Here is a 16786-nt window from a genome sequence, read left to right as displayed (position 1 = left end):
GCGTGCAAATCGTCTAACGGCCGTAGTACGAGGTGCGGTAGCGCAGCGTGTACTTCGCCCGCAGCGCAGGGTCTTTCAGGCGTAGCTCGATATGGCGTAACGCAACCCGGGAAAGCGGGTGCGACGGCGCATAGTAGCCCACGGTGTACTGCGTCCGCAGGTCGTCGGAGAGATGATCGAACGCGGGAGCAAGGTCATGCTTGTCGATCACCTCATAGAAGTGCCCACCCGTGTCTCTGCTCATCTGGATCAGCGCATGTTCGCCGCCGGTATTGCGACCAGCATCGGCCACCACGGGAATCACGATCAGTGAGTAGATCATCGCCCCCGCTCGCTGCGCCTGCTCCAGCGCGGCGTCGTAGCTGCCGTGGTGCGTCGTGTTCTCACCGTCGGTGATGAGCACAAGAATTCGCCGCGCCTTCGGGTCAGACGTCGTAGATAACTCCTGTGCACCAAGGTAGATCGCGTCATACAGCGCGGTCGCGTCCCCACGAACGATACGGCCGAAGCCGCTCTCCAGCCGGTGCGCATCGTTGGTGAACGGAACGACCTCGTCCACGCGGTCAGCAAAAGAAAAGAGTGCAGCCTTGTCCTGCGGACGCATCAGCTTGCGCAGGAAATCGCGCAGAGCGTCCCGCTCCAGGTGGCTGAGACCAGCCGTGCTTTCGCTCGCGTCCACTGCAATCGCCATGGAGAGCGGTGTTGTCGACTGCTTGTCAAAGACAGCGATGCGCTGCGGCTTGCCGTCTTCCAGAACGTCGAAGTCATCCTGCGTAAGCCCGGCAACAGGGGCGCCGTCCGCATCCACGACGTTCACCACAACAGGAACCAGGCGGCTCTCGACGCGGATCGTCCCCACATCGCTGCTCGGGCCCTGACGCTCAATAGGCGCGGATTGCTGCGCGTTCGCGCCAGCTACGCTGAGACACAGCGCAGCAGCCCCCACACGCAACGTCCGGCCTGGCGTCCAACTCACCTTGAAGCTCCCACAATCTCTTCGGGAAACGGTTCACCATCGGCCCACACCGCGCCATCGACAAACTGCTCCTTCTTCCAGATAGGGACGGTTTTCTTGAGCGTATCGATGACAAAGCGGCAGGCATCAAACGCCGCGCCGCGGTGCGCGCTGGCAACCACGATCAACACGCTGGTTTCACCAATCAGAAGACGGCCGAGACGATGCACGATGGTGACATCCCGCACGCCAAAGCGCTCGATGGCCTCGATGCGAAGCTTCCCCATCTCCGTTACGGCCATCTCTTCGTAAGCTTCGTAGTCGAGGTGCAACGTCTGGCGGCCGCGAGTGTTGTTACGAACCACGCCATCGAAGGTCACCATCGCGCCGTCGGCTCCATCGCGCAGCGTGTCTACAAAGGTGGCGATCACAATCGGCTCGCGGGTCAGGACGATGCGCTCAGGAGTTCCCCCGCTTACTGGCGGAAGCACAGCCACTTCATCGCCATCGACCAGCAGATGCGCGGGCTTCACGTACTCCCGGTTGACCGCAACGGCAGCTGAACAAAGCGCCTGCTCTGCGATTAGGCTCTCCCCGCGCAGCTTCTGCAGCAGGTCTCCGACGGTGGAACCTTCAGGAAGATCGCGCGGACTGCCGTCCGCACCAAAGACAGATTTGAGCGGACCGAACGAAACAACGCGCACGCGGATAGAGGCAACCGGCATGTGTTTCAAGATACGCGAACGACACAGCGGCGAGCATTCAGGCGAACATCCTCAATCTGCCTTTTTCCAGCCGCATCAATCTCCAGGCAAGTTGCTCTCAACAAAACGTCAGACGCAACTGTATACTCGCCGGACATACAGCGGAGTATTCCAAGCTTTCTACGGAGAATGAACAACATGCTCAAAGGCTTTCGCGACTTTATCCTGCGCGGCAACGTTATGGACCTGGCCGTGGCCGTCATCATCGGTGCGGCGTTCACGTCCATCGTCACGGCACTGACGGCGAACATTATTAACCCGCTGCTGGGTGCAGTTGTCGGCAAACCGAACTTCGACTATCTCATCGCGCACATCCACGGCGGCGAGATCAAGTACGGCGTTTTCATCACCGCGATCATCAACTTCCTGCTCATCGCTGCGGTGGTTTACTTTTTCCTCGTCGTCCCGACGCAGTACCTGCTGAAGCGCTTCAACCCGCCTGCGGCTGAAGTTCCTTCGACCAAGGCCTGCCCGCAGTGCCTGGGCGATATCCCGCTGGCAGCAACGCGCTGCAAGTTCTGCACGCAGCCCGTCTAGACATCACAACGCTTCGATAAGCGAATACGAACGCCACGCGCACCTGACATACTAGGATCACTCCAGCAATAGCGAGGATCTTGAAGTATGCAACGACTGCGCGTGGCGTTTCTGCTTGCGGCTCTGGCCGCTCCCTCTGCCTACAGCCAAACCGCTCCGGTATTTGGCTACAAGGACTTCACTCAGCAGGCCAAGTGGGATTCGGCCTTCATGAAGATTCCCGATGCCAAGCTCGCAGGGGAAGAACTGAAGGAGCTGACCAAAGCTCCTCACTGGGCGTCCTCCCCCGAGGACAAGGTGACCGCCGAGTACGTGGCCGCCAAGTTCCGCGCCGCAGGCTTGAAGACCGAGATCGTTCCCTACCGCGTATGGCTGAACAAGCCGGTAAAGATCGAGATCAGCGCCAGGGACGCCAGCGGCAAACTGCTGATGCAGGGTCCAACGCCAGAGCACGTTGATCCTAAGCTCTACGGCGGCGATCCGTTCCAGGATGACCCTCGCGTTCTGCCCGCCTTCAATGGCTCTTCTCCTTCGGGCGATGTAACCGCCGACGCCGTATATGCCAAACTACGGCACGCGCGAAGACTTCAAGCGACTCGCCGACCTGGGTGTCAATATCAAGGGCAAGATCGTCCTGGTTCGCTATGGCGCGAACTTCCGTGGCATCAAGAGCTACATCGCGCAACAGTACGGCGCAGCGGGCGTGCTCATCTACTCTGACCCGGCTGATGATGGCTACGTGCGTGGCGACGCCTACCCGCGCGGGCCGTACCACCCGGCGACCGCTGTGCAGCGAGGCTCGGTGCAGTTCCTGCCCATCTATCCGGGCGATCCGTCGTCACCGGGTGAGTCCGCCACCGTCGATCTGCCTGACTCCAAGCGCACGATGGATCCGGCGAAGATGAACCAGCCGTCGATCCCGGTGAATCCGCTCTCGTATCACGACGCCGCTCCGATTCTGCAGGCACTCGACGGCAAGAACGTTCCGCGAGAATGGCAGGGCGGTCTTCCCTTCGCGTATCACGTTGGGGGCACCGACGCGGTAAAGGTGCACATGCACCTTGAGCAGGATTACAAGCTGCGCACGATCTGGGACGTCATCGGAACGATCGAAGGCACGGACCCGACGCAGAAGAACGCGCTCGTCATCGCGGGCAATCATCGCGATGCATGGGTCTACGGCGCGGTTGATCCGAACTCCGGCACGGCGGCCATGCTTGAAAGCGTGCACGGCCTCGGAGCGTTGCTGAAGCAGGGCTGGAAGCCGAAGCGCACCATCCTCGTCGCAAGCTGGGACGCAGAAGAAGAAGGCCTGATCGGCTCCACAGAGTGGGCGGAAGGCCACGCGCAGGAGCTGTCGAAGGCTGTCGCGTACTTCAACATGGACGTCGGTGTTTCCGGGCCGAACTTCGATGCTTCGGCAGTACCTTCGCTGATGGACTTCGTGCGCGATGTGGCGCGGCAGGTGCCTTCGCCGAAGGGCGGAAGCGTCTACGACCAGTGGAAGATTGCGGATGCAGCAAACCGCTCGCGTCGGCGCGACATGGCCGAGGCTCACGCTGTGGAGTCGAACGCCCCGGCAGCGGCTGAAGAAGCGCATGTCGGCGTGCTGGGCTCAGGCTCGGACTACACACCGTTCATTCAGCATCTTGGCGTGCCTTCTACCGACATTGGATCGGCTGGGCCCTACGGCGTGTATCACTCCGTCTTCGACAACTACAACTGGTTCATCAAGAACGCTGATCCGACGTTTGTGTATGAGCAGCAGATGGCCCGGGTCTTCGGGCTCGAACTGCTGCACATGGCAGACGCCGACGTACTGCCCTACGACTATCGCCTCTACGGCAAGGACGTAAAGGGTTACGTGAACGCGCAGAAGCACCGAGCAGACAAGACCGGCATGAAGCTGAACTGGACCGCCCTGGACGAAGCCGCAGAACGTTTCGCCAGGGCTGGAGAGACGGTCTACACGGTGCAGACGGACTCGGCAAAGACAACACCGAAGCTGAATGCTGATCTGCGCGATGCGGAGAGTGCCCTGCTGAGCGATACCGGTCTGCCGAGACGTTCGTTCTATCGCCACCTGATCTACGCACCGGGTGAGTTCACCGGCTACGCAGCGGTGGTGATCCCGGGCGTGACCGAAGGCATCGACGCCGACGACGCAGCACGGACGCAAGCTCAGATGGACGAGCTGGCGGCTGCGCTGAACAAGTCAGCGGGGATCCTCGAAGCTGCGGCAAAGTAAGCCTGAACTACAAAGCAAAAAGGTGTGGCTCCGGCCACGCCTCTTTGTTTTCATCACTACCCACAGCAGCCTCCAATCCCTTTGCGCTCCCGTGGCGGCCTTCGCGCTCGTTGCGTCGAGGCGCTCCTTTGCCCAGGCACATCTCTACCCAGTTGGCAGAAAGCTTCGACGCAAAGTTCACCATGAGCGGCCACAGCGGCTGTCGCCTTATAGGAAGCAACTCTCCCTCGAACGCAAAAGAAGGCCCGCGATGATCGCGGGCCTTCTTTTGTACTTGTAGCGAGTTAGCGAGCGGCCAACTGCGCGTTCATGATCTGCGTAAGCTCCGGCTTCTTCAAACCATGAACTTCTTCGTTGTACTTGTCGACCTTCGACGACCAGTTCATCGAGCAGAACTTCGGGCCACACATGGAGCAGAACGCCGCTTCCTTGTAGTAGTCATCCGGCAGCGTCTCATCGTGCATACCGCGCGCCGTATCCGGATCGAGCGAGAGCGCAAACTGTGCGTCCCAATCGAAGGTATAACGTGCGTGCGAGATGGCGTCGTCGCGGTCGCGAGCGCCAGGACGATGGCGTGCAATGTCCGCCGCGTGCGCAGCGATCTTGTACGCGATGATGCCGTCCTTCACGTCCTTCTCGTTCGGCAGGCCGAGGTGCTCCTTCGGAGTGACGTAGCAGAGCATCGCCGCGCCGTGCCAGCCGATCATCGCCGCGCCGATCGCCGAGGTGATGTGGTCGTAGCCCGGAGCGATGTCCGTGACCAGCGGGCCAAGAACGTAGAACGGTGCACCGTCGCAGAGCTCGACTTCCTTGTCGACCTGCTCCTTGATCTTGTCCATCGGCACGTGGCCGGGGCCTTCGATCATGACCTGCACATCGTCCTTCCACGCCTGGCGGGTGAGTTCGCCGAGCGTCTTCAGCTCAGCAAACTGCGCTTCGTCAGAAGCATCGGCCACAGAGCCGGGACGGAGGCCGTCGCCGAGCGAGTAGCTGACGTCGTACTTCGCCATGATCTTCGTAATGCGGTCGAAGTTCTCGTACAGGAAGTTCTGCTTGTGGTTCGAAGTCATCCACTGCGCCAGGATGGCGCCGCCACGGCTGACGATACCGGTGATGCGCTTGGACACCAACGGCACGTACTGAATCAGCACGCCAGCGTGGATGGTGAAGTAGTCCACACCCTGCTGCGCCTGCTCCTCGATCACTTCGAGGTACAGGTCGATGTTGAGGTCTTCCACGCGCTTCACACGCGAGAGCGCCTCATACAACGGCACCGTGCCGATCGGCACAGGCGAGTGGCGCAGGATCGCTTCGCGGATCATCGGGATGTCGCCGCCGGTGGAGAGATCCATGACGGTATCAGCGCCGAAGTGGACCGCAGTGTGCAGCTTGCGCAGCTCTTCGTCCACGTTCGACACCAGCGCCGAGTTGCCGATGTTCGCATTGATCTTGCAGAGCGACTCGACACCAATCGCCATCGGCTCCAGCTCAACGTGGTTGATGTTCGCCGGGATGATCATCGTGCCCTTGGCGATCTCCGAACGAATCAGCTCCGCGGAGATCTTCTCCTTGTGAGCGACGTAGTTCATTTCTTCGGTGATCAGGCCCTTGCGCGCGAAGTGCATCTGGCTCATGTTCCAATCGCCGGTCCGAGCCGCTTCGGCCTTGCGGTTGACGATCCATTCCTTACGCGGCTGCGGAACGACGTAGTCGTTTCCGTTCACGTGTACGTGCCCATTGCCATTTGTGCTCATGCGTCAGAATCCTCCACAGCCGCCACCCTCACCGCGTCGCTGTTATCTGGTGAGTATACCGCTCAGAAGCAGAGGATTTGATGGCAGGTGTACGCTACGGCATGCGTCGCTGGCTCACCATCCTCTGGATCCTGACGGGACTGCTGCTGGGCCAGGCCTTCCTCTGGAAGCTTGCCGTGACCTATCGGGCGCAACAAAACTGCCCACCGGGCTGGCTATGCTGCGGATTTACGCCAACCTGGGTGAGCAACCTGGGTGAGCAACCTGGGCGCCATTGGCGCGGCCCTTTTGGCCTTTCTTGTTTTGGTGGATATTGCATATCAGATGAAACGGCTCTGGATTCGCATTCGGCGCCGCGACCAGTAAAATCTTCGTGTGAGCACTTCTTCCCCCGCACAACTTCCGCTCGGCTTCCGCTGGGCCTCCGTTACCGCCGGCATCAAGGCTTCCGGCAAGCCCGATGTTGCGCTGGCTGTGGCCGATGAACCGGCCGTAGCCGCAGTCATGTTTACGAAAAACCAGGTCGTCGCCGCGCCTGTCATCGTTGGACGCCAGCATCTCGCCGCCAATGGCAGCAAGGTTCGCGCCGTGATCGTGAACGCAGGCAACGCGAACTGCTGCACCGGCGACCACGGTCTCGAAGCCGCGCAGAAGACCTGTATCGCCGTCGCCAACGCCTTTGACTGCGTCTTCGATGAGGTTTTCCCTTCCTCAACAGGCATCATCGGCGTTCCGTTGCCAGTGGAAAAGCTGGTCGCCGCGGTTCCCGCAGCAAAGGCTGCGCTGGGCAGCTCACAGCAGCACGCCGAGGCGTTCGGAACAGCGATTCTGACCACCGACACGAAGCTGAAGACCGCCGAAGCAAGCTTTGAGCACGACGGCAAGACCGTACGGCTGTGGGGCTGCGCGAAGGGCGCGGGTATGATCGGCCCGCAGCTGGGGCCGCCGCACGCGACCATGCTCAGCTACCTCTTTACCGACCTCGCCGTGCGTGCGGAGGACCTTCAGGCGATGCTGGAACCGGCTGTCGAAGACAGCTACAACGCCATCTCCATCGACGGCGACACCTCCACCAACGACACAGTACTGCTGCTGGCCAGCGGCAAGAGTGGCGTAGAGGCTGACGAGGACGTTGCGAAGAAGTTTGCCGCGGCGCTGCAGCAGGTGACTAAGTCATTAGCGTTCCAGATCGTGGACGACGGCGAAGGCGTAACCCACGTCGTGCGCCTCGCCGTGACAGGAATGCGCAGCAACGAAGAAGCACGCACGCTGGCGAAGTCTGTCGGAAACTCGCCTCTCTGCAAAACGGCGTGGAGTTCGGCCGATCCCAACTGGGGCCGCATTCTGGCCGCAGCGGGCAAGGCTGGCGTGGCGTTCGATCCAGCGAAGGTGACCGTGCATATCGGTGATCTGCCCGTCTTTGAGTACGGCACACGATCGACAAGCTACGACGAGGCCCGTTGCCACGAGGCGATGAGCGCACGCGAGTTCACCATCCGCATCGACTTTGGTGAGGGCGAGGGCGCATCCGACTTCCTGACCTGCGATCTGACGCACGATTACGTCTCGATCAACGCGGATTACTCCACCTAGGCCTTCGCGGAACTACGAAAAACAAGCTTTACGAAACGTGGCCGCTACGACTGGCCAATGTTTGCTCTCGGGGTCGACCACGTCAAAGTGGTCGGCCCCTTCGAGCATCTGAACGCTGACCGGAGCGTCGTGGGCACGATGAGCGTTCTCCGCCCAGCGACGCGGCAGGTCAGGCGGAATCTGGTCATCGAGCGTGCCCTGCAGAAGCCACTGCGGCACGCTGAGGGGAAGAAGATCGCCCGGGTTTCCGGCTGCAAAGCGTTCAGGATACTCCGCAGGCAAACCGCCCATCAGGTCGGCGACCATCCGCTTGTCGTGCGCAAACTCCCCGCTGGCGAGGTCGCAGGTGAGGCGAAGATCGACGGCCCCGGCAAGCGAAACAGCAGCGTGAACGCCAACCGCCGGTCGTGGCAGATAGACCGGGGAACCTTCCGGTAGATGATGGCGGCCAGCTATCCAGAAGGCAAGGTGCCCTCCCGCGGAGTGTCCGCTGACGACGACCCGCTCCAGATCGAGCGGGTACGCCTGGGCAAGAGTTTTCAGGTAGTCGAAACCAGCGGCGCAGTCCTGAAACGTTCCCGGCCAACCACCACCAGCATTGCCCACCCGACGATATTCGATCGACCAGACGGCGATGCCCTGACGACGCAAATCATCGGCAAGAAAGCCTGCGTAGGCAAGATCGTACTGAGCTTTCCACCATCCCCCGTGGAAAAACGCGACGACAGGAACACGCTGCCCTGTCTTCAAATTTGCAGGTAACCAGAGGTCTCCGAAGTGAGGATCGCCGCTGGAATACACAAGACGGTGGTCCGAAGCTGGTGGCGTGCGCGAAAGTACGTCCATACTATGTAAGAAGACGCCTGGGACCGAGTATCGGATGTCCAGACTGGCGCACTGTCATAAGCGGCATTTATCCTTGCAGTGCGAATTTGCATAACCCTCCCCATTGGAGCACCCGACACATGGCAGCACTCGACGAAGCCGTAAAGAACGACCTGATCGCCGAAGTTCACGAATGGATTGAAGCGTTTGACGAGGTCGTGGCACATGACTGGGAACACGCGGCCGACCTGCTGCTGACGCTGCGTTCGCGCGCCCGCGAAGCCGGTGTCCCCGCTACAGGCGACGTGGTCACACCGTACCTGAACACAATTCCGAAGCACGACGAGGTGCCCTACCCGGGTGATCGCGAGAAGGAAAACCGTATCGAGGCCCTGCTGCGCTGGAACGCCATGGCCATGGTGCACAAGCAGAACAAGTACGACGCAGGCATTGGCGGCCATATTTCGACGTACTCGTCGCAGTGCACGCTGCTGGAAGTTGGCTTCAACCACTTCTTCCGCGCCTCCTACGGCGATCAGCCGGGCGACTTCGTCTACTTCCAGGGCCACGCGTCGCCGGGTGTTTACTCCCGCGCCTTCCTGGAAGGCCGCCTAGACGAGCAGCGTCTGAAGAACTTCCGCCACGAACTGCGCGACACGCCGGGCCTTAGCTCCTACCCGCACCCGTGGCTGATGCAGGACTTCTGGCAGTTCCCCACCGTCTCCATGGGCATCGGCCCGCTGAACGCGATCTACCAGGCACGCTTCATGAAGTACCTTGAGAACCGCAGCCTGATCGAGAAGACCGACCGCAAGATCTGGGCTTATCTGGGCGACGGCGAGACCGACGAGGTCGACACGCTCGGCGCAATCTCTCTGGGTTCTCGCGAGAAGCTCGACAACCTGATCTTCGTGGTCAACTGCAACCTGCAGCGCCTCGACGGCCCGGTACGCGGCAACGCTCGCATCATTGATGAGCTCGAAGCCACCTTCCGTGGCGCAAACTGGAACGTCATCAAGGTGATCTGGGGATCGGACTGGGACGAACTCTTCGCCCGCGACCACCAGGGTCTGCTGCTCAAGCGCATGGAAGAGTGCGTCGACGGCGACTTCCAGCGCTTCAAGGCCAAGGACGGTGCGTACCTGCGCGCCGAGTTCTTCGGCAAGTACCCGGAGTTGCTGAAGCTGGTCGAAGATAAGACCGACGAGCAACTGGCAAACCTGCACCGTGGCGGCCACGACCCCTCGAAGATCTACAACGCCTACAAGCGTGCGATGGAGCACAAGGGCGGCCCCACGGTCATCCTGGCGCACACGGTCAAGGGCTACGGTATGCCCTCCGCACAGGCCCGCAACGCCACCCACTCCGAGAAGAAGCTTTCCGACAAGGACATGGCGCTCTTCGTCGAGCGTTTCAACATCCCCTTGCCAGCTGGTGCAGCCGAGAACGCAGACTTCTACCGTCCTGCTGCTGACGACGCGGCTCTTCAGTACCTGCATGAGCGCCGCGTAGCACTAGGCGGCTACCTGCCCAAGCGCGAAGTGCCGGAGTCGACGTTCAAGGCCCCACAGCTTGATTTCTTCAAGACCTGGCTGGCTGGATCGAACGGCCGCGCGATCTCAACAACGATGGGCTTTGTGAACATGCTGAACGGCATGTTGAAGAACCCTGAGATCGGCAAGCTGATCGTGCCGATCATCCCGGACGAAGGCCGTACGTTTGGCTTTGAATCGGTGATGAAGGCTGTCGGCATCTACGCCCCGGAAGGCCAGAAGTACGTGCCGCACGACGCGGACATGCTGCTCGGCTACAACGAGAAAAAGAACGGCCAGATTCTGGAAGAAGGCATCACGGAAGCTGGTTCGATGGCGAGCTTCACCGCTGCCGGAACGGCGTACACCAACTACAAGATTCCGATGGTGCCGTTCTACCTGTACTACTCGATGTTCGGCTTCCAGCGCATCGGCGACATGGCCTGGGCGTTTGCAGACTCGCGCGGCAAGGGCTTCCTGATGGGTGGCACCGCGGGCCGTACGACGATGCTCGGCGAAGGCCTGCAGCATCAGGACGGCCACTCGCATGTGCTCGCAGGCACGATTCCTACCTGCGTCACCTACGATCCGGCATATGTCTACGAACTCGCCGTCATCGTGCAGGACGGCATGAAGCGGATGTATGAGAACAGCGAAAACTGCTTCTTCTACATCACGATGTACAACGAGGATTACATCAACCCGGCAATGCCCGAGGACGCTGACGGCAAGCTCCGCGAAGGCATTCTGCGCGGCATCTACAAGTTCAAGGCTGCGGACAAGCCCGCGCAGATGCAGCTCTTCGGTGCAGGCCCGATCCTGAACGAGGTGCTGAAGGCGCAGGAAATTCTTGCGGAGAAGTACGGCATCGCGGCCGACGTATGGTCGGTGACAAGCTACAACGAGCTTCGCCGCAATGCGCTCGACACCGAGCGCTGGAACCGCCTGCACCCGGCGGCTGCGGAGAAGAAGCCGTACATCGTCGAAGCTCTTGGCGAAGCCAAGGGGCCGATCGTGGCCGCGAGCGACTACATGAAGTCGATGCCCGACGGGCTTGCTCCGTGGCTTGGCTCGCGCCTGGTTACGCTGGGCACGGACGGCTTCGGCCGCTCGGACAACCGCGAAAACCTCCGCCGCCACTTTGAGGTGGATGCTCCGTCGATCGTGGCCGCTTCGCTCTCGAAGCTGGTTCGCGAAGGCGTCGTGAAGCCCAAGGTTGCCGAGAAAGCGTTTGCCGAACTGAACATCAACACGGAATGGTCCGGCGCAGCCAAAGCCTAGCCTGATTCATTGCCCGCAGGAAAAGCCGCTTCTTCGCAAGCGGCTTTTCCTTTGCCCGGGAACGTGTACTCTAGGCACATCATCTCGTACGTCGCAGGAGTCGCTTCGCTTGGCTGAAAATCCGCTGCTTCCCCACCGCAAGCTCCAGGAGCTTTTCACCATTCTGTCCCGCGCACGCGTGCTTGAGAAAAAGCAGCGCACACCGTTTGGCCGCGAAGCCGTACTGGCCGCGACGACCATTCATCTGGAAGCAGGCGACTATCTTTCGTCGCCGCTGAGCGACAAGCCGGCAGAGCTGCTTGGACCTGCACGCAAAAGCCCCGCAAGCTATGCCGACGAGGCCACGCGACTGCCATTGGCAGCCGCTACAGCGCGCGGCCTGCAACTGACTGGCGACCGCATTGCGCTCGCCTACACGACCGCAGGCGAGAAGGCGCAAGGCTGGGAGGATGCGCTGACGATCGCGCAGACGGAACGCCTGCCGTTCGTGCTTTGCGTCGTTGACGCCACCGCAGGCCGAGGCAAAGCAGCCAGCAAGGCGTTGACGTGGCCCGCGCTGGAAACGCTCTGCCGCAAGCTGCAGATGCCGATTCTCACGGTGGACGGCGACGATGCCGTGGCGATGTATCGAGCCATGCAGGAAGCTACACTGCGCGGCCGCACAACGCTCGGTCCTTGCGTAATCTGGGCCGTGGTCACGCCAGCAGCCACAAAGTTGACGCCATCGCAAACACCTTTGGGACGTTTGAAGCGGTACCTTGCGGCACGCAACATCTCACGGCCTCAGTAACTTCGCGCAGGTACACTGAGAGCATGTCAGCCTTTGGGCATTCTCTCCGCCGGTATGCGCGCCTCTGTGCATTTTCTGGGCTTCCTTTTGTCGCCGCGACGCTCGCCGCGGCTCAGGCTCCCGCTACCCCGCCAGCCCCTCCTGTTGCGAGCGTTCCCACCTCGTCCACAACGAAGGAAGTCCCTGCGCCCTATCTGCCCGGCTATGCCTCCCCGAAAGGCCAGCCAGTGCAGAACGACGTGCAGCAGGCACCTGCACAGGCAGCGGTTCCGCAACCGATCCCGGCTTCCACAGTGCCTTCCGTCGCGCCGTACGCGCCACTTCCTCCAACGACCGAGGATCACCTCGGTAGCGCGTACATCCCTGTCGACTCGCCCGTGTACCCGATGGCCATGCGCCTCTACTCCCTGGGCTACCTGGACACAGCGTTTCTTGCCATGCGCCCGTGGACGCGGCGTTCCCTGCTACACATGCTGCAGCTCACCGAACCAAAGGTGATGAGCGAACAGAATGAGCAAGCGATCGAAATCCTGGCAAAGCTCAAAGAGTATCTAGCCGACGAAGCCGATCGACAAGAGAACTGGGGCGCGACTTATGGCGTCGATAAGTTCTACACGCGACTCTCCGGCATCAACGGCCTGACTCTTCGCGACAGCTATCACCTTGGGCAATCACAGTACAACGACTACGGTCGCCCCTATGGCGAAGGCTTCAACAACGTTACCGGATTTTCTACGACCAACGAGTGGTGGCGCTTCTCGCTGCATGTGCGCGGTGAGTATCAGCACGCACCGTCCATTCCCGGATACTCCTACGCTGTCGCGAGCCAACTCTCCTGCAACGACTATGTGACGGGCTGCCCTATGCCGGCAACCTATGTTCAGGACACGATTCCCTACGGCAATACCGGCTCTCAGAATAATTTCCGTCTGCAGGAAGCAGCTATTTCATTCCATGCAGCAGGGCATGAAATTTCGTTTGGCAAAACGGATGCATGGATGGGGCCGGGTTACGGCGGAGCCATGGCGTGGTCTAACAATGCAGAAAACATCTATTCTTTCCGCATTAACCGCGTCGAGCCAATGTACATCCCGTTGATCAAGCATGTGCTGGGGCCACTGCGCTATGACTTTTTTGTCGGATCGCTCAAGGGACACACCTCACCAAATGATCCGTGGGTCCATGCAGAGATGTTTGAGTTCCAACCCTCGTCCAACTTTCAGTTCGGCTTTGAACGTACGGTGATCTGGGGCGGCAAAGGCCATTCCCCCATTACGATTCACACGTTCCTGAAGAGCTTCTTCGATATCAATGACACAACATCCGCAGAGAAGTACTCACGGAACGATCCGGGTGCTCGTTACTCGACGTTCAACTTCAGCTATCGGTTGCCGTTTCTGCGCCACTCCATGACGTTGTACGTCGATACGATCGCGCATGATGACGTGACCCCCATCTCCGCGCCGCGGCGTGCGGCCTATCGGCCAGGCATCTACCTCTCGCATGTACCAGGCATTCCAAGGCTTGATCTGCGCGTGGAAGCAACATCAACCGACACCTCGACACTGCGGTCGCAAGGTGGACAGTTCAACTACTACGAGATTGTCCAACTGCAGGGATACACGAACAAAGGCTTCATCATGGGTGACTGGGTTGGCCGTGAAGCGAAGGGCGGCCAGGCATGGCTGACCTACCATCTGAGCGGCAATGAGTGGGTCCAGATGATGTATATGACCAAGCAGGCGCCGAAAGACTTTATCTCTGGCGGCGTAACGCAGAGCCAGATAAAAGGCGAAGTCGTAAAGCGCCTGGGCCACAATCTCGAGCTGGATGGATGGGTGCAATACGAACGCTGGAAGGCACCGGTGTATCAATCCACCAATCCTGGCGCGGCCATTCCTTATACCGGCACCGCGCTCTACAAGCCGAATCAACAGAACAACTTCATTGTGGCAGCACAGTTCACCTGGTACCCGAAACTAAGAAAGACGGGGATGGACGGAAAGCTGCGATAAGCACTCCGAACAGCCTCCAACGACAAGGGCCACAGAGAAATCTCTGCGGCCCTTGTCGTTGGAGGTGAAGCTTACTTTGCGTCAGCTTCGCGAGCAACACATGCCTTGAAGTAATCCAGGCTCTTCGCAAGGCCCTCACGCAGAGGAACCTTAGGCTCCCAACCAAGCAGGCTCTTCGCTTTAGTAATATCCGGCTTGCGCTGCTTGGGGTCATCCTGAGGCAGCGGCTGGAAGGTCAGCTCGCTCTTCGATCCGGTAAGCGCAAGGACTTCCTGCGCGCACTCGATCATGGTGAACTCACCGGGGTTGCCGATGTTCGTCGGCAGGTGCTCCGCACTCTTCGACAGAGCCACAATGCCCGCAACAAGATCCGAGACGTAGCAGAACGAACGAGTCTGTTTACCATCGCCGTAAATCGTCAACGGCACGCCACGAAGAGCCTGCATCATGAAGTTCGAGATGACACGGCCATCGTTAGCCTGCAAACGCGGGCCGTACGTATTGAAGATACGTACGAGGTGCGTGTTGACGTTGTGATAGCGGTTGTACGCCGTCACAGCAGCTTCAGAGAAGCGCTTCGCTTCGTCATACACCGACCGCGGTCCGATCGGATTCACATTGCCCCAGTAGCTCTCTACCTGCGGATGAACTTCCGGGTCGCCATAGCACTCCGAAGTCGACGCATGCAGATAGCCTGCGCCGTACTTCTTTGCGACTTCGAGCGTGTTGATCGTACCCGCCGAGCCGACCTGCAACGTCTCGATCCCGAGACGCATGTAGTCGACAGGGCTGGCCGGCGAAGCCAGGTTGAAGACATAATCCACGTGACCGTAGTCGAACGGCTGACAGATGTCAGCCTGCTCAAAACGAAAACGTGCCTCGTTCTTCACGTGCTCCAGATTGGCGAGGCTACCTGTGGCAAGGTTGTCCACTCCGAGAACATCGTTCCCTTCGGCCAGCAGTACATCGCACAGATGCGATCCCAGGAAGCCTGCGGCTCCCGTAACCAGAATCAGCGGTTGACTCAAATGAATTCTCCCAAGAGACCAAGGCACGAAGGCCTAGGCCTTCGTGCGTTCACGGAAAGGATTTGCGGCGGGACGCCCCACGCTCAAATACGTGAAACCGGCCTCAGCCATCGTCCGCGGTTCAAAAAGATTGCGCCCGTCAATGACGATCGGGTAACGCAACGACTTCTGCAGCATATCCAGGTCGACAGTCTTGAACTCTGACCAGTCCGTAAGGATCAGCAGAGCATCCGCATCGGTGGCCGCTTCTTGGATGCTGCCTACATAAGACATCTGCGCGCTCGGCTTCAACTCTTCCTTGGCACGATCCATCGCCGCAGGGTCATAGGCCACAATCTGGCAGCCTTCGCTCAGCAGCATCTCGCAGAGATCGATAGCCGGGCTCTCACGAATGTCGTCCGTCTCGCCCTTGAACGCGAGTCCGAGCACGCCGAGGCGCTTGCCACGAAGCGTCCACAACGCAGAGCGAACCTTCGCGAGGAAGCGCTTCTTCTGCGAGACGTTAATACGCTCAACCTCCGTAAGAAGGCTGAAATCCACGCCCATCTGATCAGCCACCGAGCGGAACGCGGCCACATCCTTCGGGAAGCAGGAGCCACCGTAGCCAATGCCCGGGCGCAGGAACTTCGGACCAATGCGGGAGTCGAGGCCAATGCCATGAGCGACCTGCTCCACGTTGGCGTCAGCTGCTTCGCAAAGGTTGGAGACAGCATTGATGAACGAAATCTTCAGTGCAAGGAACGCATTCGAAGCATGCTTGATGATCTCTGCACTCTTCGTCGACGTGAAGAGGATCGGCGCCGGTGACTCCTGGCTACAAACACCGGGAATCGGCTCAGCGGCCTTGTAGTAGCTGCCATCTGTAAGAGGAGCATAGATGCTTCCCAGAACAGCGGCAGCGCGTTCCGAGTCTGCGCCCACAACAATGCGATCGGGATGCAGAAAGTCTTCGACAGCCGTGCCTTCACGCAGGAACTCAGGGTTGGACACCACATCGAACATCTCGCGCGGAACACCATTGCGCTCGATGACGCGACGAATCCACTCGTTGGTGTAAACAGGCACGGTGCTCTTTTCTACGATCACCTTATAGCTGTTCATGTGACGAGCAATTTCGCTGGCAACAGCCTCGACATACGACAGATCTGCATCGCCGGTCTCCGACTGCGGGGTACCCACAGCGATAAAGATAGCTGCGGCATTCTGCGTCGCTTCCGCCAGATCAGTTGTAAATGTCACGCCTTTGTTGCCGTGACGACGAAGCAACCCAGGAAGGTGCTCCTCATGAATCAACGTATCGCCACCGCGCAATGCATCCACCTTGCGCTGGTCGTTATCGACACAAACGACGTTGTGACCCATTTCAGCAAAACAAACGGCGGCGACAAGACCGACGTAACCAGAACCGACAACGGCAATTTGAATCGGAGTACTCATTGGCTAGGGCATCTCTCCACAAGACTT

General features: G+C 59.9%; 13 protein-coding genes. 7 read left to right on the top strand and 6 right to left on the bottom strand.

Annotation, left to right across the window (positions count from 1 at the left end):
* Positions 1-13 precede the first annotated feature (13 nt).
* Complete coding sequence (locus PW792_04960) at positions 14-976, bottom strand: VWA domain-containing protein (GenBank protein ID MDE1161282.1); 963 nt, start codon at positions 974-976, stop codon at positions 14-16.
* On the bottom strand, positions 973-1680 hold the full coding sequence (locus PW792_04955) for a molybdenum cofactor biosynthesis protein MoaE (GenBank protein ID MDE1161281.1): 708 nt from the start codon (positions 1678-1680) through the stop codon (positions 973-975). The genes PW792_04960 and PW792_04955 overlap by 4 nt, the downstream gene beginning before the upstream one ends.
* Positions 1681-1857: 177 nt before the next feature.
* On the opposite strand from PW792_04955, the gene mscL reads away from it, so the two are divergent.
* From mscL to PW792_04940, 3 genes are all read left to right on the top strand, one after another.
* Positions 1858-2256, top strand: coding sequence for a large conductance mechanosensitive channel protein MscL (gene mscL, locus PW792_04950; GenBank protein ID MDE1161280.1), 399 nt, complete (start codon positions 1858-1860; stop codon positions 2254-2256).
* 87 nt (positions 2257-2343) lie between these two features.
* Positions 2344-2976, top strand: a complete 633-nt coding sequence (locus tag PW792_04945; GenBank protein ID MDE1161279.1) for a hypothetical protein — start codon at positions 2344-2346, stop codon at positions 2974-2976.
* Complete coding sequence (locus PW792_04940; protein ID MDE1161278.1) at positions 2861-4504, top strand: M28 family peptidase; 1644 nt, start codon at positions 2861-2863, stop codon at positions 4502-4504. Before PW792_04945 ends, PW792_04940 begins: the two co-directional genes overlap by 116 nt.
* 284 nt (positions 4505-4788) lie before the next feature.
* Here PW792_04940 and thiC read toward each other — a convergent pair whose 3' ends face one another.
* Positions 4789-6258 carry a phosphomethylpyrimidine synthase ThiC gene (gene thiC, locus PW792_04935; GenBank protein MDE1161277.1) on the bottom strand — a complete coding sequence of 490 codons (1470 nt, stop codon included), beginning with the start codon at positions 6256-6258 and terminating at the stop codon, positions 4789-4791.
* Between the two features lie 375 nt (positions 6259-6633).
* Here thiC and argJ point away from each other — a divergent pair, with 375 nt between their 5' ends.
* Positions 6634-7851: a bifunctional glutamate N-acetyltransferase/amino-acid acetyltransferase ArgJ gene (gene argJ, locus PW792_04930; GenBank protein MDE1161276.1), complete on the top strand. Its 1218-nt coding sequence runs from the start codon at positions 6634-6636 to the stop codon at positions 7849-7851.
* Between the two features lie 12 nt (positions 7852-7863).
* On the opposite strand, the gene PW792_04925 is transcribed toward argJ, so the two are convergent.
* Positions 7864-8697 carry an alpha/beta hydrolase gene (locus tag PW792_04925; protein MDE1161275.1) on the bottom strand — a complete coding sequence of 278 codons (834 nt, stop codon included), beginning with the start codon at positions 8695-8697 and terminating at the stop codon, positions 7864-7866.
* A gap of 119 nt (positions 8698-8816) precedes the next feature.
* Here PW792_04925 and aceE point away from each other — a divergent pair, with 119 nt between their 5' ends.
* The 3 genes from aceE (at position 8817) to PW792_04910 (ending at position 14294) form a co-directional block, all read left to right on the top strand.
* The gene (aceE, locus tag PW792_04920) at positions 8817-11489 is read left to right on the top strand and encodes a pyruvate dehydrogenase (acetyl-transferring), homodimeric type (GenBank protein MDE1161274.1); all 2673 of its coding nucleotides are present in this window, start codon (positions 8817-8819) and stop codon (positions 11487-11489) included.
* 109 nt (positions 11490-11598) lie between these two features.
* A complete protein-coding gene (locus PW792_04915; GenBank protein ID MDE1161273.1) occupies positions 11599-12279 on the top strand; it encodes a thiamine pyrophosphate-dependent enzyme in 681 nt (226 codons plus the stop codon).
* Positions 12280-12302: 23 nt separating this feature from the next.
* On the top strand, positions 12303-14294 hold the full coding sequence (locus PW792_04910; protein ID MDE1161272.1) for a capsule assembly Wzi family protein: 1992 nt from the start codon (positions 12303-12305) through the stop codon (positions 14292-14294).
* Between the two features lie 71 nt (positions 14295-14365).
* Here PW792_04910 and PW792_04905 read toward each other — a convergent pair whose 3' ends face one another.
* Positions 14366-15322 carry an SDR family oxidoreductase gene (locus tag PW792_04905; protein MDE1161271.1) on the bottom strand — a complete coding sequence of 319 codons (957 nt, stop codon included), beginning with the start codon at positions 15320-15322 and terminating at the stop codon, positions 14366-14368.
* Between the two features lie 33 nt (positions 15323-15355).
* Complete coding sequence (locus tag PW792_04900; protein ID MDE1161270.1) at positions 15356-16759, bottom strand: UDP-glucose/GDP-mannose dehydrogenase family protein; 1404 nt, start codon at positions 16757-16759, stop codon at positions 15356-15358.
* Positions 16760-16786: the final 27 nt, after the last annotated feature.

Source organism: Acidobacteriaceae bacterium (assembly GCA_028283655.1).
Classification (GTDB): domain Bacteria; phylum Acidobacteriota; class Terriglobia; order Terriglobales; family Acidobacteriaceae; genus Granulicella.
The sequence above is the reverse complement of the archived record's forward strand: the minus strand, read 5'-3'. Positions and strand labels throughout refer to the sequence as shown.